The 18,670-nt window shown below is 70.4% G+C and carries 19 protein-coding genes and 2 pseudogenes; 9 read left to right on the top strand and 12 right to left on the bottom strand.

Annotated features, from left to right (window positions below):
* Positions 1 to 860: 860 nt before the first annotated feature.
* Positions 861 to 1,553: a VOC family protein gene (locus ACFY01_RS23270; RefSeq protein ID WP_390737637.1), complete on the top strand. Its 693-nt coding sequence runs from the start codon at positions 861 to 863 to the stop codon at positions 1,551 to 1,553.
* A gap of 435 nt (positions 1,554 to 1,988) precedes the next feature.
* Positions 1,989 to 4,256 (top strand): M4 family metallopeptidase, encoded by a 2,268-nt coding sequence (locus tag ACFY01_RS23265; protein WP_390737636.1) that lies wholly within the window; start codon positions 1,989 to 1,991, stop codon positions 4,254 to 4,256.
* A gap of 109 nt (positions 4,257 to 4,365) precedes the next feature.
* Here ACFY01_RS23265 and ACFY01_RS23260 read toward each other — a convergent pair.
* The 11 genes and pseudogenes from ACFY01_RS23260 to ACFY01_RS23210 all read right to left on the bottom strand — a co-directional run.
* A pseudogene (locus tag ACFY01_RS23260) lies at positions 4,366 to 4,609 on the bottom strand (CBS domain-containing protein); the annotation flags it as partial.
* Positions 4,610 to 4,710: 101 nt separating this feature from the next.
* Positions 4,711 to 5,339, bottom strand: a pseudogene (locus ACFY01_RS23255) (hypothetical protein); the annotation flags it as partial.
* 34 nt (positions 5,340 to 5,373) lie between these two features.
* Complete coding sequence (locus ACFY01_RS23250; protein WP_390737635.1) at positions 5,374 to 5,547, bottom strand: hypothetical protein; 174 nt, start codon at positions 5,545 to 5,547, stop codon at positions 5,374 to 5,376.
* Positions 5,548 to 5,771: 224 nt separating this feature from the next.
* The gene (gene mscL, locus ACFY01_RS23245) at positions 5,772 to 6,215 is read right to left on the bottom strand and encodes a large conductance mechanosensitive channel protein MscL (protein WP_390737634.1); all 444 of its coding nucleotides are present in this window, start codon (positions 6,213 to 6,215) and stop codon (positions 5,772 to 5,774) included.
* A gap of 77 nt (positions 6,216 to 6,292) precedes the next feature.
* Positions 6,293 to 6,466, bottom strand: coding sequence for a hypothetical protein (locus ACFY01_RS23240; protein WP_390737633.1), 174 nt, complete (start codon positions 6,464 to 6,466; stop codon positions 6,293 to 6,295).
* Positions 6,467 to 6,470: 4 nt separating this feature from the next.
* Positions 6,471 to 6,659, bottom strand: coding sequence for a hypothetical protein (locus tag ACFY01_RS23235; protein ID WP_390737632.1), 189 nt, complete (start codon positions 6,657 to 6,659; stop codon positions 6,471 to 6,473).
* A 531-nt stretch (positions 6,660 to 7,190) separates the two neighbouring features.
* The gene (locus tag ACFY01_RS23230) at positions 7,191 to 8,030 is read right to left on the bottom strand and encodes an STM4011 family radical SAM protein (protein ID WP_390737631.1); all 840 of its coding nucleotides are present in this window, start codon (positions 8,028 to 8,030) and stop codon (positions 7,191 to 7,193) included.
* Positions 8,031 to 8,041: 11 nt separating this feature from the next.
* Positions 8,042 to 9,400 (bottom strand): STM4012 family radical SAM protein, encoded by a 1,359-nt coding sequence (locus tag ACFY01_RS23225; protein WP_390737630.1) that lies wholly within the window; start codon positions 9,398 to 9,400, stop codon positions 8,042 to 8,044.
* Complete coding sequence (locus ACFY01_RS23220; protein ID WP_390737930.1) at positions 9,397 to 10,203, bottom strand: STM4013/SEN3800 family hydrolase; 807 nt, start codon at positions 10,201 to 10,203, stop codon at positions 9,397 to 9,399. Before ACFY01_RS23220 ends, ACFY01_RS23225 begins: the two co-directional genes overlap by 4 nt.
* 1 nt (position 10,204) lies before the next feature.
* Positions 10,205 to 11,353 carry an STM4014 family protein gene (locus ACFY01_RS23215; RefSeq protein WP_390737629.1) on the bottom strand — a complete coding sequence of 383 codons (1,149 nt, stop codon included), beginning with the start codon at positions 11,351 to 11,353 and terminating at the stop codon, positions 10,205 to 10,207.
* Between the two features lie 7 nt (positions 11,354 to 11,360).
* Complete coding sequence (locus ACFY01_RS23210; RefSeq protein WP_390737929.1) at positions 11,361 to 12,305, bottom strand: STM4015 family protein; 945 nt, start codon at positions 12,303 to 12,305, stop codon at positions 11,361 to 11,363.
* 305 nt (positions 12,306 to 12,610) lie between these two features.
* Between ACFY01_RS23210 and ACFY01_RS23205 the strand changes: the two genes are divergently transcribed.
* From ACFY01_RS23205 to ACFY01_RS23180, 6 genes are all read left to right on the top strand, one after another.
* A complete protein-coding gene (locus tag ACFY01_RS23205; protein WP_390737628.1) occupies positions 12,611 to 12,826 on the top strand; it encodes a hypothetical protein in 216 nt (71 codons plus the stop codon).
* The gene (locus ACFY01_RS23200) at positions 12,786 to 13,199 is read left to right on the top strand and encodes a GAP family protein (RefSeq protein ID WP_390737928.1); all 414 of its coding nucleotides are present in this window, start codon (positions 12,786 to 12,788) and stop codon (positions 13,197 to 13,199) included. The genes ACFY01_RS23205 and ACFY01_RS23200 overlap by 41 nt, the downstream gene beginning before the upstream one ends.
* A 511-nt stretch (positions 13,200 to 13,710) precedes the next feature.
* Positions 13,711 to 14,745: an ArsR/SmtB family transcription factor gene (locus ACFY01_RS23195; protein WP_390737927.1), complete on the top strand. Its 1,035-nt coding sequence runs from the start codon at positions 13,711 to 13,713 to the stop codon at positions 14,743 to 14,745.
* 238 nt (positions 14,746 to 14,983) lie between these two features.
* Positions 14,984 to 15,394 carry a hypothetical protein gene (locus ACFY01_RS23190; protein WP_390737627.1) on the top strand — a complete coding sequence of 137 codons (411 nt, stop codon included), beginning with the start codon at positions 14,984 to 14,986 and terminating at the stop codon, positions 15,392 to 15,394.
* A 75-nt stretch (positions 15,395 to 15,469) separates the two neighbouring features.
* Positions 15,470 to 16,366, top strand: a complete 897-nt coding sequence (locus ACFY01_RS23185) for a hypothetical protein (protein WP_390737626.1) — start codon at positions 15,470 to 15,472, stop codon at positions 16,364 to 16,366.
* A 653-nt stretch (positions 16,367 to 17,019) separates the two neighbouring features.
* Positions 17,020 to 17,229, top strand: a complete 210-nt coding sequence (locus tag ACFY01_RS23180; protein WP_390737625.1) for a hypothetical protein — start codon at positions 17,020 to 17,022, stop codon at positions 17,227 to 17,229.
* 49 nt (positions 17,230 to 17,278) lie between these two features.
* Here ACFY01_RS23180 and ACFY01_RS23175 read toward each other — a convergent pair whose 3' ends face one another.
* Entirely contained in the window at positions 17,279 to 17,617 is a 339-nt protein-coding gene (locus ACFY01_RS23175; protein WP_390737624.1) for an SDR family NAD(P)-dependent oxidoreductase, read from the bottom strand.
* 247 nt (positions 17,618 to 17,864) lie between these two features.
* Between ACFY01_RS23175 and ACFY01_RS23170 the strand changes: the two genes are divergently transcribed.
* Positions 17,865 to 18,602, top strand: coding sequence for a dienelactone hydrolase family protein (locus ACFY01_RS23170; RefSeq protein ID WP_390737623.1), 738 nt, complete (start codon positions 17,865 to 17,867; stop codon positions 18,600 to 18,602).
* Positions 18,603 to 18,670: the final 68 nt, after the last annotated feature.

The following is an 18,670-nucleotide window of genomic DNA, read 5'->3' as shown; positions in this document are numbered from 1 at the left end:
GCTCCGCCGCCGGCGACGCCTGCGTGATCACTTCGGAGCGCCGCCGATCGCACGTCGCCCCCTCCCGGCATCGGGCCGATCTCGTACTCGACGGAACGATGCCGACAACCGACCTGGTGCCTGCGGTCGACCGCCTGGTCGGCGCGCATCTGTCATCCACCCCCTGTCCGGCGGGAGCGGAGGGCCAGACCCGGAACACCGGCTGCCGACAGGCCACCCTCATGCCACGGCCCCGCCTTCTGCGACCAGAGGAGGCGGGGCCGGCTGCGTCATGCCGTCCGCCCGTCACGGTTGGCCCTCACGCCGCGTCCGGCGAGCGGGGTTGCGTGCCTTGCTCGCCGCCACGCCACGGTGGGGGGACCGGCCCGGGGGAGCGGTGACTACACAACCCGCTCTCCCGGGCTGCCTGGCCACGCCCCGAACGGAGAACCCACCCCATGGACCAGCCGCACACGTAGACGCGGCACCAGATCCGCGCTGAGCAGGTGTCATGGGTCAGACCCGCCGCGACAGCGGACCCCAGCGCGCCGCGAAACGCAGCCGCGCCGAGCGCAGACGCTGCCCGTCCTGCGGCCGCGGCAACGCACTGCGCGCGGGCGACGACAACTCTGTTCGTCGCCCCTCTGGTCACCGCGGTCACGGCCGACTCGCGCTTCCATGACGTCACCGAGCTCGAGGAGTCCGGCCTGCTCGGCGGATACCGTCGTGAACTCGACTGGGGCCGGGGGAGGAGGCTCGGTGTCCGTACCGCGGCAGGACCGGAGTATCCGGACTGAGCTGTATTCTTCGGGCTTCCGCGAGCCGTGCGGCAATCGCTGCATGCCGCTTCCATGTCCGAAGCGACCTGAGATGAGGACGGGATGGAGCAAGCACTGAGCCGCGAGGAGGCGTCTGAAGCAGTGCTAGACCACGGCTGGCGCTACTTGCTGGGCACGCTGCAGACGTCTGTCCCGGTCCGATCGCTGGCCCAGGGAATCAGGCTGACGTCGCGCGTCGTGGCGGTCTGCGGCGACGACGCCGATCAGCATCTTCGCGTCGACGCCAGCCCCGATCTGGTCGTGCTCACTCTGCAATCGCTGACCCGCGCGACGGTCACCGTCCGGGACGTCGAACTCGCGCGGGATATCTCCGCGACCGTCCGCGAGGCCGGGCTGCGGGCAGAGCCGGGGATCGGGACGGGAGCACAGCGGTCCGTCCAGCTTGTGGAGATCGCGATCGACGCGTTGGACATCACCCGGATCCGGCCCTTCTGGAAGGCAGTTCTGGGCTACGCCGACGAAGTGGGAGGCGAAGGGCCGACAGATCCGCTGGTCGACCCGTTCCGACTGGGGCCCGCCCTGTGGTTCCAGCAGATGGACCGAGCGCGCCCGCAGCGCAACCGCATCCACCTGGACGTGAGCGTCCCCCATGACGAAGCGCTCCTGCGGGTCGAGGCCGCACTGGCGGCCGGGGGGCGACTGGTGTCCGCACGCCGTGCTCCGGCGTTCTGGGTCCTCGCCGACGCGGAGGACAACGAGGTCTGCGTGACCACATGGCAGGGCAGGGACGCTTGAGTTGCGGTCGGCTCAGGGCCACGCTCACTCAGCGGCGGCTGTAGGCGCCATCACCAAGGCGTCCACCTTCCCGTAGACAACCCCGACGATGACGACTGTCCCGCCCGCACCGTCCGGCCTGACCGCCGGTCACCCCTCTTCTTCCGAGCCGCACGCGGCGGGTGCGGCCGAAAACCGGCGCCGTCCGTTCCGATTTGCCTGATCTCCATGACCATTTCCAGCCGTTCATTTGACCGGCGCATGACAGTGCAGCCTGTGTGATGTCACCCTTGCACAGGAAGTTCACCGTTCCTTGACGAAAACACCACGCGGTGCACCCGCAGCACCCCCCAAACCTCCTTCCACCCGCACGCCGTGCAGCCTCCAGACCGGCGCAATCCGCCGCTCCGTGCCGCCCGAGGTCCCATCACGGGCCGTCATATCGAAGGAGAACCCTTGTCCCTGCGAGATCGCACCCTTGCCCGGCGCAGACGCTCCGCCGCCCTAGCCCTCACCTCACTGGGGTCTCTACTCGCCCTGAGCCTCCCCGGCCTCGCGACTGCCGCACCCGCCGACCCGGGCCCCGTGAAGATCACCGCCAAGCCGCGCGCCGGTGCTCTGCCTGCGTCACTGACATCCGCCCGCCGCACCGCTCTGCTCAAGAATGCCCAGTCCGCGGCAGCCGACACGGCACGGCACATCGGCCTCGGCGCCAAGGAGAAACTCGTCGTCAAGGACGTCATCACGGACGCCGACGGCACCACGCACACCCGTTACGAGCGCACCTACGCCGGCCTCCCCGTCCTCGGCGGCGACCTCGTCGTCCACGACAAGAGTGGCCGCACCACCGTCACCAAGGCGAGCCGGGCGGCTCTGGCCGTGCCCTCGCTCAGTCCGAAGATCCGTTCAGCCGCCGCCGCGGACAAGGCCGAGGCGGCCTCGAAACGCGCCCGGGTCAAGGGCTCCGAGGTGGAGCGGAAGCCCCGCCTGGTGCTCTGGGCAGGCTCCGGAAAGCCCGTCCTGGCCTGGGAGAGCGTCGTGGGGGGCGTGCAACGGGACGGCACCCCGAGCGAGTTGCAGGTCGTCACCGACGCCACCACCGGCAAACAGCTCCTGTCCGCGGAGAAGGTGGACACCGGTACCGGAACCGGCCAGTACGTCGGCGCGGTCCCGCTGGGCACGACCCAGTCGGGATCGACGTACCAGCTCACCGACCCGGACCGCGCGGGGCACAAGACGTACGACCTCAACCAGGGCACCTCGGGCACCGGTACCCTCTTCACGGACGACAACGATGTCTGGGGCGACGGCCTGCCGTCGAACCGTCAGACCGCCGGCGTCGACGTGGCCTTCGGCGCCGCGGCCACCTGGGACTACTACAAGAACACGTTCGGCCGCAACGGCATCCGCAATGACGGTGTGGCCGCCTATAGCCGCGCCCACTACGGAAGCAACTACGTCAACGCCTTCTGGCAGGACTCCTGCTTCTGCATGACCTACGGCGACGGAGCGGGCAACAACCACCCGTTGACCGCACTGGACGTCGCGGCCCACGAGATGAGCCACGGTGTCACCGCGGCCACCGCGGGCCTGAACTACTCGGGCGAGTCCGGTGGCCTCAACGAGGCGACCTCCGACATATTCGCCGCCGCCGTCGAGTTCTACGAGAACCTCCCGGCCGACCCCGGCGACTACCTGGTCGGCGAGAAGATCGACATCAACGGCGACGGCACCCCGCTGCGGTACATGGACAAGCCCTCCAAGGACGGTGCCTCCCGCGACAGTTGGAGCTCCTCCCTCGGCAGCATCGACGTGCACTACTCCTCGGGCCCCGCCAACCACTTCTTCTACCTGCTCTCCGAGGGCAGCGGCGCCAAGACCGTCAACGGCGTCTCCTACGACAGCCCGACGTACGACGGCCGGCCCGTCACCGGCATCGGCATCCAGAACGCCGCCGCCGTCTGGTACCGCGCCCTGACGACGTACATGACCTCGACCACCGACTACGCCGGCGCCCGCGCCGCCACCCTGTCCGCCGCAACCGATCTCTTCGGCGCCTACAGCCCGACCTACCTCGCCGTCGCCGACGCCTGGGCCGCGATCAACGTCGGCAACCGCATCGCCCTCGGTGTCAACCTCGCCCCGATCGCCGACCAGACCAGCGGCATCGGCCAGGCGGTCAGCCTCCAGCTGGACGCCTACACCACCAACACCGGAGCGACCCTGACCTACGAGGCCACCGGGCTGCCTGACGGCCTGAGCCTCAGCCCGAGCGGTCTCATCACCGGCACGCCGACGACCCTCGGCACCGGTGACGTCACCGTCAAGGTCACCGACAGCACGGGAGCGTCCGTCTCCAAGACCTTCAGCTGGCGGATCGCCTACGTCTACGCCAACTCCACCCGCGTGGACATCCCTGACAACGGCCCCGCCGTGGAGTCACCGGTGACCATCACCGGCCGCGACGGCAACGCCTCCGCGACCACCTCCGTCTATGTGAACATCGTCCACACGTACCGCGGTGACCTGACCGTGGACCTGGTCGGCCCCAATGGCACCGTCTACTCCCTGCTCGACCGCAGCGGTGGCTCCGCCGACAACGTCGACCAGACCTTCACGGTCGACGCCTCAACACAACCGCTCAACGGCACCTGGAAGCTGCGTGTGCAGGACCGGGCGTCCATCGACGTCGGGTACATCGCCCGCTGGCAACTGACGCCCTGACCCACAGCCGTCACACCGCTGCCCGGACCCGCCGGTCTGGGCAGCGGCGCGGCGACGTGTCCCGGCGACGTCGAACGGGCGTTGCAAGGTGCCCGGGACACCCGGTGGCTCAGCCGGTGGACAGCGCCTGCCCCAGGTCGCCGACCTCGGGGTCGAGGAGGGAGCGGGCGACGTCTGCCTGGGCGACCATCCCGATCAGGTCGTGTCCGTCGATGACCAGCAGGCGGTGTACCTTGTGCTCGGTCATCGTGCGCAGAATCTCCTGTTACGTCGTCGGCGCCGATGGTGACGGCTTCGCCCTCAGCCAGTTCCCCGGGCGGACAAGTGGCGGGGTCCTTGCCCGCGCCCAGCAGATGGGCAGGGCGCCGATCCTCTGCTCCCAGACGGTCTGGACCGTAACGCGCTCCCTTCCGGGATCTCCGGTCGGAGCGATGCTTGCCTCCAGTCGAGAGGGTTACTCGACGGGCATGAATGGCACACGCCCCCTCGCCGTGGTCACCGGCGTCCAGTGGAATCGGCCACCAGCTGGCCCGGCAGTTCGCGCTGAACGGTGACGACCTCGTGGTGAACGCCGAGGACGAACGGCTGGAGTCTTCTTATCCGGGTCCTCGAGCAGACCGACTGCCGCCCGTAGCGTCACGATGCCGCCGCGCGTGTCGAGCAGCCGGAACGCGCCGACGCGACGTGCCGCGGGCGCTCGGAGTTGATGCGCTCCAATAACCAGTCGGCGGGCAGTTCCTTGGCCAAGGGCAGCAGGGCGGCGACGGTCTCACGGACGACACCGGCGGCAGGGTCGTCGATCAGTGGCCACAACTGCTTGGCATCCGCGCAGTCCAGTGCCCGCAGCCCTGCCACCGCTCGCGCCCGTACCCCGGCCGCCGGGTGCACGAGCAGCGGCCGCAGCAGCCCGGCGTCCGCGCGGTTCCCGCGCTCGGCCAGCCCGATGACCGCGCCGGGCGGCAACTCGGGGTCGTCCGGTGGCGTGCACCGCTCCCGGTACCAGGCCGCCGGGTCGCCTCCCTGCTGTCGTACGACATACCGGGCGCAAGCACGCACGAGCGCACCGCGGTCTCCTTCCTCGGGTGGATCGGTCAGCGATGGTGGCGGGTGGGGTGGTCTACAGCCGGCGGAAGAGGTTGCGGACAGCGGAGGCCGCGCCCGAGACGTTGTCGGCGTCCAGGCGCGCGTCGAAGTCGTAGGGGTCCTCGGTCTCGTCCATGACGTTCTCGGACGCGGCCGCCAGGACGTCGGCGAACCGCTCGTGGACGGCCGACTCCTTCAGGGCCTGCATGACGCTCTCGCGGTCGGTGGTGCCCCGCCTGAGCCTGACCGAAGGCTGCGGCTTCCCGCAAGCGGAAAGCAGCAGCGCGGTCACCTACCCGGGGCATGGATCGAGGGCACGCGTCGCTGGTCAGACGAGAGGAAAGCGGTCGCTGCCAGTCGGCTGCGGGGGCAACCGGGCCAAGCGTTGAGCACCGAGGTTGTCCAGCTGTCACCGATCGATCAGGGGGCCGGTCACCCGGCCCGCTGGGTTGTCTCCCCGGCCTGGGCGGGTACCGCGGGCAGGGGGACGGTGCAGGAGGCGCAGCGTCGGGCCTGGGCCGGGACGGGGCTGAGGCACTCGGGGCAGTCCCGCTTGGGGGCTTGGACGTCGTGGTGGGGAGCGAGGCGCTCGTGCAGCTTGTTGATCGGGAGTACGACGAGGAAGTACAGGGCGCTGGCGAGGAGAAGGAAGCTGATCGCCGCGTTGATGAAGGCTCCGTAAGGGAACTTGGTGGCGCCTACTGTGAAGGTCTTGCGGGTCATGTCGCCGGTGGCACCGGTGGCCAGCCCCACGAGCGGGGTCAAAAAGGCGCTGACGAAGCCGTTGACGACGGCGGTGAACGCCGCTCCGATGACGATGCCGACCGCCAGGTCGACCACATTGCCGCGCAGGATGAAGCTGCGGAAGCCTTTCACCTTTTTCACCCCTTCAAGGCCCATGTCATCGACGGGCGGGCACTCCCGGCCCCTCACCCTGGATGCCCTGCCACGTCTCACCCATACCTACTGGGCGGCGGCACCACGGACGCCGCCGGCTCGCCGAGGCCGTCCTCTGCATCGGTGTCGTCCGTCTCACGCGGCTCGTGCCAGTGGCCGAACGGTCCCTCCCGGCCGGGCAGCGCACCCAGGGCTGGCGCGCCCTTGGCGCGGTGACTGCCGTGGATCATTCGCCTATTCCCCGAGTGCGAGACTGACCGGCTTGTAGGCGATCTTCGAAGCCTTCACCCGGCTCATCCCTTCCGGCGGCGGCAGGCCGGCCACACCACGACGGATGGTTGGCGGAAGCTCACTGCGGTCGAGAGCCAAGCCATGGGCGAGGCACTCCTGCTCGATGCCCTGCTCTCCGAGTACGGTCTGCACCGACCGGTGCTGACCGGTGGTCCGTTCGGGATCATCATGGTGACTCCACGGCCTCACCAGATCCTGATCCGCGTGGCGCCGTGGCAACTCCCCGTTGGGCAGCAACAGCCCTGCGCACCGTCCTGCGGGAGCGGGATTGCGTTGGTCTGCCGAGGAGCACGGCATCGCTTTGACCCTCGCCGGCGCCCGCGTAGTGCTTGTCGTCACGTCAGAGTCCGACTGGCCTGCGGCCATGAACTGGGCAGAACACTCCGTCGGCCAGCCGGGCAGTGCGCCGGCCCATGACAAGCGCATCAACTATCTGTCACCGATCGTTCCCCTGCTCTCTGCTACCCTGCGCCGCATCCACCTCCTGACTGACTCCGAGGTGGGCAGTCCGACGATCGAACTGCTCATCGCTGAGCACCGCGGTGAGCCCTACCTGTACGACGCCACTGGCGGAGCTCCCTCGGCGGTACCGCTGTGGCAATCGGTGGCCGTCCCACTCGAGCTGTGGCCGTCAGCTCCGGCCTACCAAAGGCGACCCGCCACTCAGGCCGGGATCCGTTCCAGCACCCCGCCCGCGAACACGTCGTACAGCGGCAGCGTCTCCAGGTGGACGTAGCCGATGTGGCAGTCGCAGACCGCCAGTGGGCAGGCGCGGGGCCGCAGCGCCCGGCGGTAGGAGCCGTCGTAGAGGTTGCCCAGCTCCGACCGTACGAAGTGGCAGCGGCGCACCGTGCCCTCGCCGTCCACCGAGATGACGGACTCTCCGGTACGGCAGGGCAGGCCCGCGCTGCGGTGCGGGTGGCGGCTGTACGGGAAGAGCGGGTCGAGGGCGGTCCACTCGTCGGCTTCGGCGTCGGTGTAGGTGTGGCCCTCGGCGGCGTTGACCCACAGGTAGACATGCGAGGGGAGGTCCGCGCGCAGACGGCGGGCGTGTTCCAGGTGTCCGGGCAGGCCGACGACGCCGACACTGTGGCGGACTCCGCGGGCGGCCAGGTCGTGGCACTTGGTCAGGAAGCGGTCGTACGGCGTCTGCCCGGGGTGGAAGGTGCACCACAGGGCGAGGGTGTCCAGGTCGGCGGTGTCCAGCCAGTGGGTACGGCAGCTCAGATTGGTCTGTATCGCGATCCGGCGGATGTGCGGCAGCCGGCTCAGTTCAGCGAGCGTACGCCGATACCAGGAGCGCACCAGGCCCTCGCCCCACGGAGTGAACAGCACGGAGAGCCGGTCGTCCCGCTGTGCGGATGCCCAGGCGGAGAAGCGCTCCAGGGCGGCGCGGTCGGTGGACAGTTGCGCGTGGCTGTCCCGGCGCTTGGCGAAGGGGCAGTACGGGCAGTCGTAGTCGCACGACGCCAGCGGGCCGCGGTAAAGGATCGTCAGGTCCATGTCGGTATCCGTCACTTCGGTTCGTACGCGGCCATGCGCTCGCGTACCGCTGCGGAGAACAACTCGGGGCCCAGCGCGTCGGAGTGGGCCAGACCCTCGGGGGAGAGCCGCAGCAGCTCGGGGCCGGCGGAGTCGTCCAGCCAGCCCCGGTCGCGGAAGCGGTCCAGTTCGGCGGTGAAATCGTCACCGGGCCCGGTGGCGAAGCGGGTCCGGTAGTCCGCGACGGGCATGCCCTCGGCCTGAAGCAGTGACTGCAGCAGATGACGGCGCCGGGCCTCGTCCCCGGTCATCTCCCAGCCGTAGTCGGCGTGGTGGAAGCCGTCGGCCGGGCGGGCGGTGTAGTCGTCGATGATCCCGCGGATGCGGTGCATGTCCACGGCGTAGTCGAAGGAGTAATGCAGCCTGGAGGTGTACGAGCGGGCGCCGCAGCCGAGGCCGACCATGCCGTCGGTCTGGCACGCGTGGTCCTCCCCGCCGGTGGCGGGGGCGCCCGCACGGCGGAACATGCGCATCGACACCTGCTCGTAGCCGCGCGCGAGCAGGTGGTCGCGGCCGTGGCGATACAGCCGCAGCCGCTGTGCGTCCCACTCGGCCTCGCCGGCCACCCGGTCGCGATGGCGGCCCAGACCGGTGAGCGGGCGCACGTAGAGCGGATAGAGGTACAGCTCCTCGGGCTGCCAGGCGAGGGCGGCGTCGAGGGAGTGGGCCCAGGACTCCTCGGTCTGGCCCTCGATGCCGTAGATCAGATCGATGTTGAGGACGGGGATGCCGGCGTCCCGGATCCGGCCGAGGGCCGCCTCCACGTCCGACCGGCGCTGGGGGCGTACGGCCGTCCGAGCCTCGGCGTCGACGAAGCTCTGCACGCCCAGGCTCAGCCGGGTGGTGCCGCGGGCGGCCAGCACCGCCAGCCGGTCGGCGGTCGCCGTGGCCGGCGAGGCCTCCACCGACAGCGGTATCGCGTCCAGATCGGCGCCCAGGCCACGCTCGGCGAGATCGCACAGCCGCTCGAGCTCCGCCGCCTCCAGGAAGGTCGGAGTGCCGCCCCCGAAGGCCGCACTGGCGAACCGCGCCCCCTCGCCCAGCGCCTCGCGCACCGCGACCGCCTGACGCCCCAGCGCGTCCAGGTAGGCGCCGGCCAGGCCGTCCGGCGCCCCGATCCGGGTGAAGAGATTGCAGAAGCCGCAGCGGACTTCGCAGAAGGGGATGTGGAAGTACAGCGAGAGCGCGCTCTTCGGTTCGTCGGCCCACAGTTCGCGCAGCGAAGCGTGCTCCCGGCGCAGCGGGCGGTACGCGGTCTTGTGCGGATACGCGTACACGTACTGCTGGTACGGACGGACGGCGGACATGGCCGCCGCTTCGGTGATGGTCATCGTGCCTCGTCGACGAAGAAGTGGGCGTAGGGAACGGTCCAGACGACCTCATGGCCGATACGGTGGCCGGTGTAGCCGTCCTCGCCGTACGCGGTTCCGTGGTCGGAGCAGACGACGGCGAAGCACGGACGGCGGCTGGAGGCCGCCGCCAGCAGCCGTCCCATGTGCCGGTCGACGTACTCCAGCGCCGCGGCATGGGTGGCCCGCGTGTCACCCGCCTCGCCGGTGGCCCCGGTGAGGTGGAACCAGTTGGGCTGGTGCAGGGCCGACACGTTCACGAAGAGGAACAGTCGCTGCTCGTGGGGGAGTCCGGCGACGACCTTCTCGGCGCGGGCCACCTGGGCCTCGAAGGACGTGGGGGAGGTCACGCCGAACTCGGGCTCCCAGTGGCTCTCCTGGAACATTGCGGGCAGCACCGAGCCCAGCGGTCCCTGCTTGTTGAAGAAGCCCACGCCGCCTATGCAGACGGTGCGGTAGCCCACGGTGGCCAGACCCGAGACCAGGTCGGGTGTGTCGTAGACGAAGGTGCCGTTCGCGGTGGTCTCACTGCCCGCGAAGCGGGCGGCGAAGAGACGCGGATGCGGACCCGGCGCGGCGGGTGTCGGCAGGAAGCCCGCGAACAGCGCCTGGTGGGAGGCGTAGGTGAAACTGCCGGGGGCGTGCCGGCGCTCCCAGGCGCCGCCGGGCAGATGCCGGGCCAGATGCGGGATGCGTCCGGCAGCCGCCAGCTCCTGCGCCACGTCGTAGCGGAGTGTGTCGAGCGTGACCAGCAGGAGGTCGTGGCTGCCCACGACCTCGTTCATGTCAAACGGTGGTGTCATTGTGCTGCTCCTCGTGTTCGGCTCGCCGTACGGCGGCCGGTGCCGCCGCGACCTGCGCGGCGTAGGTGTCCAGGTCCTCGGCGCCGCTGCCGGGCAGGCCGGTCAGACGGGGCAGCAGGTCCCCGAAGGCGTTCACCTCACCGACGGCGAAGCGGCGCCACCCGGTCGACGGCAGGACGTCCACGCCGACGCACAGCGTGCCCGGGAAGCACGCGGCCGCCCGCTCGGCCACCTCCAGCACATCGGCGAAGCTGCCGCCCGCGGCGCGGATCGCCGCGCGTGCCGCGTCCAGGTCGCCGCGGGCGCCGCCGAGGTGCAGATTCGTCATGGGGTGCCGGCTGGTCCGTACGACGGCATGCGTGGCGCGTCCCGCCACCACGACCACCCGCAGATCGGCGGCCCGGCCGCCCTGCGAGGCCTTGGGCAGCCACCGCTCGACGTGGATCCCGTCCGTGACCAGGGCGTCGACGAGCGCGGCCACCTCGCTCTCCGTCGTGTAGCGGCGCACCCGCAGGGAGTTGTGCAACGGGCCGTCGGGGGTGGTCTCCACGGACGTCGTCGCCTTGACCCGGCCAGGGCCCGCCATCGTCAGGGCCAGGACACCGGAGGCCGACGAGCCATGGGCCGGCTTCACGAACGCCCGCGAGATGCGGGCGGCCGTCAGCTGCTCCTTGAGGTCGTCCCAGCCGCCGACCGGTCCCGCCAGGGCCGGGGGCACCGGGACGCCCGCGGCGGCGAGCCGGGCATGGCATCGCCGTTTGTCGAACATGACCGCGACATCCTCCGCGTCCGCGGACGTCACCGCGCCCGCACGGTGCGCCGCCCCTGTCACCGCCCGGACCGCGGCGGTGAAACGGCGGTGCCACAGGGCCGTCCCCTCGACCCGGGTGGGATCGTCGGTGCCCCGCAGCAGCCGGTCGACGTCGGTGTTCTCACCGGGGGAGTCGATTCGTACGAACTCGCCCGGCGCGAAGGCGTACCGGCCGTGCAGCACGTCCCGCCACGCGAGCACGCGGGGTGCCGGGTGGCCCGCCGCGCGGACGGCGTCGGCGAACAGCGCCGTGCGGCGGTTCTCCGGGTTGCCGACGACAGCGAACCCGAGGCGGGTACCGGGCGCGGATCTGAAGGTCACCTCGGCCTCATTCCGCGACGGCGGTGTAGCGGTCGTCGATGTCTTCGTCGTTGTGTTCGGACAGGTCGATCTCGACGCCCGACGGCTCCAGCGCCGCACGTATCCGCTGGGCCACCGGCTCGGTGACGTAGTTGTGGTGGAGGTCGAGCCGCTCCAGATGGGTGAGCGGCCGGCCGCCGAGCAGTGCTGTCACGCCCTCGTCGGAGAGCGTTCCGAGGGACAGGTCGAGCGACGTCAACCGGGAGACGAGCGGGGCGCCGGCGACCGCCGCGGCGATCTCGTCCTGGATCTCGCTGTTGCGCAGGCCGAGATGACGCAGTGCCGGGAAGCGTCCCCCGTCGAGGATCGGGGCGAGGTCGGCGACCGTCGCGTCCCCGCCGTACTCCTCGACGCCGAGCCACATCTCCAGTTGTTCCAGCGCGGGGAGTTCACTGGCGGCGACACCGCGTACGACCTCGCCGGGCAGACCGCCGGCCTCGAAGCGGAGGGTGCGCAGGTGCTCGTGCCGGACCGCCGGGAACAGCAGTCCGCTGCCGCCGCGGATCCCGAACTCCTCCAGCCGCGGATAGGCCGTGAGGACCGGCGTGACGTCGGATTGCTCGATCCAGGAGATCTCCGCCTCCTCCATCTCCAGGTCGCCGATGAACACGGCCCGCAGCGCGGGGAACCGCTCACGGGCGTCCACGAGGCACCGCACGACGTCTTCGGAGTCGTCGCCGTACCCCTCTCCCCACTGGCCGATGACCAGCGCGCGGACACCGGCGGGTTCTACGGAGCCGAGGAACCGGTCCCACAGCTTCTCGAACTCCACCTCACCGGAGTCGCCGTAGTAGTCGAGCACCAGCCGCCAGGCCACGGCGCCGGCCTCCGGCAGCTCCCGTTCCACCCCGAGTACCGGGAAGTCAAAGGCCGGCAGGCCGTGCAGTTCCTGCAGATGCGAGACGTAGGACATGGTGCTGGCCTCCCGGGACCCGGACACGTTGTGATGATCGTGAAGAGTTCTACCAAGCGGCGCTGACATCGCGGGTGACGGGCTGTGGACAAAGGCCGCGGCGGGTACCGGTGTCAGTGGTTATCGGTACGGTCTGCCCGTAAGCAAAGAGCGAGACGGCGACGGCCCGGTGTGGAACTGCGCGGGAGAGTTCGAGATCCACCTCACGGTCCAGCCGGGGTCAGCGCAGGGGGCGAGGACCGGATACGCGGCTGGGCGAGACAGCACGGTCGCAAGTCACACGAATCCTGCTCCATTGGGGACTGGTGACGACCCGCCGGTGGTTGGCACGGCTGCGCGACGACGGCTTCGCCGTGGCAAACGCCCTTCCCCACGGCAGCTACTTCGAGCACCACGTCAAGCTGGTCCTGTCCGGGGAGGGAGAAGCAGCCGCCGTACGGGCGCTCGCGGTGCCCTACACGGCGCACGTCTCCCGCAACGCTGGCGGTCCGCAAGTGGTGGAAACGCCCGCGCGCGTGTGAGCAGGCCAAGCCACCACGGTGGATGGCCTCGCTGGATGGTGCCACCGCTGGACGGGCACTGCTCCTGGGGGCGCTGCTGGCCGGCGCCAACCCCAAGGACCTCGTCCTGACAGCATCGGCCGCCACCTCGATCGTCGAAGCTGGCGCCCACGACGTCGGCCGTGCCGTGGCAGTTGCCGTCTTCGTCGTCACGGTTTCCTGCACCATTCTGGGAGCCGTCGGCATCCACCTCGCCGGAAACCAGCACGCCGCAACGTTCCTGGACAACGTCAGACAGTTCATGGTCACCAACAGCGCCGTGATCACAGTGATCGTGCTGCTCCTTCTGGGCGCGAAAGTTTTGGGTGACGGCCTGTCCGGTCTGGGCCGCTGACACCCCGCGTCAGCCTGGAGGACTGAAGACACCAGACAGGCGATCTACTCCGCAGACAGCCGCCCACAACCAGCACGATCACCACGAGAACCGATCACACCAGCCCTTTGACCCGGTCCTTCAAGTTGGCGGAGGCTCAAGCCACTGCACCTGGTGCGATGCCGGCGCACCGCACCGATGCGCACGCGCACGGCGATCCGCATGGGAGTGCGCACCGCCCGTGATGCGTCTTCTTGTTCGCTCCCAGTGCCCAAACTCGCTGGCGCGAGGCGCGGGACGCGTACCGTCGGCCCGCACCTCCGGCCCCGACGCCGGACCTGGAACTTGGTGCCCCCAGCCGGTCCGTCCGCCACCTCGACCCATGTGTCCCCGGGCACGCTCCGAACTGCCCGGCACGGTCGCCCCTTCCGGGCGACGTTCCAGAGCGGCCGGAACGGAGGTTGTCTCGCATGCGAGCGGTGACCCAGGCTGCTGTTGAGCAGGACGACAGTCGATTCGGCGGGTGGGTTCTGTGCTGCGCATCCACTTCGGTCCCGAGGACCTCGCCCGCGTCCGGGTGGCACGCACCCCCGACCCGCTGTGGGAGATCGCCTGCAGCTTGCACCGGCTCCAGACCACCCGGGGGCGATGGGCCTACGCCGACTGGTACAGCGAGACCCGGGCCACCCTCGCCGGCGGCCCGCTCGGACGGGCCGTACGACGACTGCTGATCCCCGTGCTGCCCCGAGCCCGCTACATGCCCGACTTCCTGACCCCGCCCGAAGCCGCGGGCGGGTTGGAGGACGGTTTCGAGGCGATTCTCGACACTCCCGCCGAGCGGGTCACCCACGAGATGCGCCTACTCGACCGGCTGAGCGGCGCCCCCGGCTGGGCCCCGCGGCTGTCCGAGCGCGCGGCCCGCGAGGAACTGGTCAACGTGCTGCGCGCCTACCACGAGGCCATCATCGCGCCGTACGAGGACCGCATCCTGGCCACTATCACCGGAGAACGCGCCCTGTGCGCCCGAGAGACACTCGACGCCGGGGTCGGCGGCCTGCTGTCCGGGCTGTCACCGGGCATTCGCTGGTACCCCCCGGTCCTGCACGTCGACTACGTCGAGGACCGGGACCTGTACCTGGGGGGACGGGGGCTGCGTCTGGTCCCGTCCTACTTCTGCTGGCACACGCCGGTGTCGCTGGCCGACGAAGCACTGGAACCCGTACTCATCTATCCCGTACACGGCATACGGCCGTCGGCGTCGGCGCGCCCCGCCGATGCCTCCCTCGCCGCCCTGCTCGGCCGTACCCGCGCCACCACCCTGCAGGCGCTGGCACCCGGCGCCACGACCTCCGAACTGGCGGGCTTCGTGGGCGTCTCGCCGGCCACCGTGACCCACCACGTCACAGTGCTGCGGGACGCCGGCCTGGTCCAGAGCCGCCGGCGCGAGAACACGGTGCTGCACACCCTTACCCCGCTCGGCGCGGCCATGCTCCGCCGGACCCCGCCTGTCCGGCCCGCACGAGCCGTCGGCCCGCAGGCCCGCCCCACCCCCGACACCGGACCCTGACGGGGCACCGACCGAGTCTTGGGCACCCCACGCCCCAGCCCGCGATCGCACTCGTGCCTCCCATGGGTCACAGCGGTACCGGGGACACCACCGGAGCACCCGCTTCCGCCCTTCGGCCAGGGACTTTCGAGGCTGGTCGAAGGTTGTGGTCCGGCCGGGCACCCTCTGCGAGGGTTTCCCGCGAAGCAAGGACGGGTGGGGCAGCCGCCTCGCCCGCACCCGCAGAAGAGGGAATCCCATGCAGAAGGCTCTCGCGGCCGGCGCGCTTGCGCTGGTGTCCGCCGCCACATGCCTGGCGCTCGCTCCGGCGGCCTCAGCCGCGCCGGACGCATGCTCGACCGTCACCCTGAAGACCGGGGGCAACGAGGGCGTGGGCACCACGGCCAACAAGTCATCCACCAGCTCCTGCAACGACCTCAACCTCGTCTACGCCCACGACGCGGCGGGCGACGGCTACGACGCCTACGCCGGCCGCCTCTACCACTCGTCCACGGGCTCGTGGAAGACCTGCGACGCCGGGTACATCGGGGTCCTCGACGGCTCGTACGCCGTCGACCGGTACGTGCTGTGCACCGACGTCAGCGACGGCACCAAGTTCACCGTCGCCAGCAAGTACGACTCCGGCGACACCGTCAAGATCGTCCACTGACCGTGCGCGGGCCGGGGGTGCCGCCGCCTTCGGCGGCACCCCCGGTCACACCACGAAGTGAAGGGGAACCGACGAATGACGCGCCACGCCGCCCGGTGCCGGTTCGCGGTACGCGCCGCCGCCACGGCCGCCGCCCTGCTCCTGGCCGCCTGCTCGGCCGGCGCCGGCCGACCCGGCAGCGCCCTCACCACGCCGGTGTCCCCGGCCCGTCTCACGCACACGCTGCCAGATGACCCGCTGACCATGGTCCTCCCGGCCCTCGGGGCCGAGACCCGTTGGGCCCAGGGTCTGGACGTGTTCGTCCAGCAGGTCGGCCGAGTCACCGCGACCGCATGCGCCCGAGACCGGGACACCGACCCCCCAGCGGCAGTCCCGCTCGCCTACATCCGCTTCTTCGACGTGCCCGACCTCGCGTTCATCGCCCGGCACGGCCTCAGCCAGAGTGCCGAGGTCCCGCGGCCCACGGCGAGCCCCCGGCTCCACCCCGCGCCGCGGAGCACCGCCGTCCGGACGGCTCGCTCCGGCCCCGTCCGAGACTGCGCCGACGAGGGCACGGCCGCGGTCGCCGCACTGCGCGACACTTACGCCCCGCTCCAGCGGCAATGGTTCACCGAAGTCGCCGCGCTGCGCCGCGACCCCGCCGTCATCCGGGCGCTGGCCGGTCTGCCCGACTGCTTCGCGGGCCGGGGCATACCGGCCCGGGACGAGATGGCCTTCATGGGCCGCGCCGAGGAGCGCGAGAGCTCCGCAGGACCGGCCGAACTCCCCGCCGTCGAACGGTCTGTGGGCCGTACTTACGCCACCTGCATGCGCCCCGTGGAAGCCATCCGTGAACCTGCCCGACTGCGCCTGCGGAACGCATTCCTCACCACCCACTCAGACGAGGCCCGCGACCTGCGCAGAGCCCTCGTCCCCACCCTCCGCACCGCCGAACGGCGCTACGGCTTGCGCCTGTCCTTCCCGGCGCCCTGAGAGTCCAGGAGCGCTACCGCCGCGCCCGGCTCGGGAGTTCCGCCGACCGGCAGTGCGACCTGACCTGGGCGGCACAGCCGGTCGGCCGCGGACCGGCCGCTCGGCGCCCGCGACCGGAACGCCAGTTCTGCGGCCTCTCGGTTTGGGTTCGGTGGTGGTGAGAGTCGGTGGGGCTGGTCTGGTGGTTGGTGTTTTGCTGCTGTGCAGTGGGGTGTTGAGGGTGGGGCTGGCAGCGTCGTGAGGCGAGAGTCTGATGGGTGGGGTCGCTGTCGTGGAGCTCTGTCTGATGGTGGGTGATGCTGTCTTGGGTTCGTGAGTTCTGATCCGGTGGAGTGGGGCAGACCGGTGTGATCGTGGGGTGAATCAGGATGTAAGGCCCGGTTGGGGTGCCTGAATTGCCGAGGGCGTTGTTGGTGCGTCGTCGGCTGGAGCGGCAGCAGGCGGGGGAGTTGTCGACCAGGCCGATGCGTGTGGCGTGACCATGACCCGGCTTCGTGACGCAGGGGTGGTGAGGCAAGTTCAGACGGCCTATCAGTGGGTTTCCGATCATCGGGCTGCATTGGAACGCTCAGTGCGGTGAGCGCGTGGAACGACCGCAGTCGGTTCGCTGATTCCGTCCCGTGGCGGTTGGACGGACTTCTACGATCCAACGCATGCTGGATCCCGAACTCCTGGAACGGATCACCGCGCGCGGTGCGGAACTGGACGAACTCGAAGAACAGCTGGCCAAACAGCTGGTGGAGGTGCGGGCCGAGCGTGACGAGCTCGCCGTCGCCGAACGTGTCCTTGACCGGGCGAGCGAGCAGCTCGCCGACGAACGCGCCTCGGCCGCGCCTCCGGGCAGGTGGGCTGCCGGGCGGTGATGCTGATCCCGCCCGCACGCGATGTGGAGGAGACCATGTTGCCACCGGACTACCAGCGCATCCTGGCCGCCGTGCGGAAGGCCGCCGGACCGGTCATGGCCCGCCAGGTCGGCGAGACGCTGGGCGTCGACGTCACCGTGCGGGCCAGGCTGGAACCGCTGCGGGGGCTGGTCAGACTCGTTTGTGAGGTGAGTATCTGCAACGCCGTCTTGCTGGAACCGTACAGAGAGCACCCGGGGATACCCCGGTTGGCCACGATCGTCGTGACGTTGACGATCGCGCCGTCACCACGTTCGGTCATCCTCGGCGCTATCGCGCCCTCCAGCAACAGTGGGGCGCGGACGTTGACCGCCATGACGGTGTGGAATTCATCGACTTTGACGTCCACGGTGGCCGCACAGGAGAGCACGCTTCGCCGCCGAGGACGCGGTCCGCAAGCTCGCCGAGCACATAGCGTGTGGAACCCTGCTCCTCCTGTCTGCGCGGCCGATGTGTAACGGGCTTCTCCGACTCGGTCGAACGGTTGAGCCCATTCTCGTCGGTCTTGCAGGGCGGCCGGGCGGTGGCTGGAGAGCGTTCTGCCAGCGGCGTAGCAGCTGCCGGATCGGGCTTGACGGTCACTACAGTCCAGTCTCATGACGACGATTACGACGCGTACGGTCGAGTACCCGGCCGACGGTTTGACGATGATCGGGTACCTCGCGCTCCCGGCCGGTGTCGACCGCCGGCCCGCGGTGCTGCTCGGACCAGAGGGCATGGGGCTCAGCGATGTCGAGCGCCGTCGGGCCGATGCTCTCGCCGAGCTGGGATATGTCGCGCTGGCATTCGACCTTCACGGCGGGCGCTATTTGGGCAACCCCGAGGAGATGCTGGCCCGTTGCATGCCACTGCTCGCTGATCCCGACCGGATGCGGGGCATCGGCCACGCGGCGCTCGACGTGTTGCGCACCGAACCGCGGGCCGACTCCGACCGGATCGCCGCCGTCGGTTACGGCACCGGGGGCGCAATCGTGCTGGAACTCGGGCGCGGCGGCGTCAGCCTGCGCGCGATCGGGACAGTCAACGCGCTGACCACGGGCCGACCGGGCGAGGCGGCGCGCATTCGCTGTCCGGTATGGGCCGGGGTCGGGTCGGAAGACCCGATCATGCCGCCCGCGCAACGGAACGCGTTCACCGCAGAGATGCAGGCCGCGGGCGTCGACTGGCGCCTCGCGGTCTACGGGGGAGCCCTGCACGCCTTCCACCACCCACCGGTCGACCACCCCGCCGTCCCCGGCGTCGGCTACCATCCACGGCATGCGCAGCGCGCCTGGCGAGACGTCGTCGACCTGCTCGCCGAGTGCTTGCCCGTGACGGAGGACCTGGGGGCATGACCCGGGTAAGCATGCTGGCGCCGGGCCTGTTCGGCGTCGGCCCCCGACCGTCCCCTCCCCTCTGGTCA

The organism is Streptomyces sp. NPDC001480, assembly GCF_042894725.1.
Classification (GTDB): Bacteria; Actinomycetota; Actinomycetes; order Streptomycetales; family Streptomycetaceae; genus Streptomyces.
This window is presented reverse-complemented; position numbering and strand designations above follow the sequence as displayed.

Coding starts and splice junctions, on each gene's coding strand:
- ACFY01_RS23270 (WP_390737637.1), top strand. CDS start 861: ATGGAGCAAGCACTGAGCCGCGAGGAGGCGTCTGAAGCAGTGCTAGAC.
- ACFY01_RS23250 (WP_390737635.1), bottom strand. CDS start 5,547: ATGCAGGCCCTGAAGGAGTCGGCCGTCCACGAGCGGTTCGCCGACGTC.
- ACFY01_RS23240 (WP_390737633.1), bottom strand. CDS start 6,466: ATGATCCACGGCAGTCACCGCGCCAAGGGCGCGCCAGCCCTGGGTGCG.
- ACFY01_RS23230 (WP_390737631.1), bottom strand. CDS start 8,030: ATGGACCTGACGATCCTTTACCGCGGCCCGCTGGCGTCGTGCGACTAC.
- ACFY01_RS23225 (WP_390737630.1), bottom strand. CDS start 9,400: ATGACCATCACCGAAGCGGCGGCCATGTCCGCCGTCCGTCCGTACCAG.
- ACFY01_RS23220 (WP_390737930.1), bottom strand. CDS start 10,203: ATGAACGAGGTCGTGGGCAGCCACGACCTCCTGCTGGTCACGCTCGAC.
- ACFY01_RS23210 (WP_390737929.1), bottom strand. CDS start 12,305: ATGTCCTACGTCTCGCATCTGCAGGAACTGCACGGCCTGCCGGCCTTT.
- ACFY01_RS23190 (WP_390737627.1), top strand. CDS start 14,984: ATGCAGAAGGCTCTCGCGGCCGGCGCGCTTGCGCTGGTGTCCGCCGCC.
- ACFY01_RS23185 (WP_390737626.1), top strand. CDS start 15,470: ATGACGCGCCACGCCGCCCGGTGCCGGTTCGCGGTACGCGCCGCCGCC.
- ACFY01_RS23180 (WP_390737625.1), top strand. CDS start 17,020: ATGCTGGATCCCGAACTCCTGGAACGGATCACCGCGCGCGGTGCGGAA.
- ACFY01_RS23170 (WP_390737623.1), top strand. CDS start 17,865: ATGACGACGATTACGACGCGTACGGTCGAGTACCCGGCCGACGGTTTG.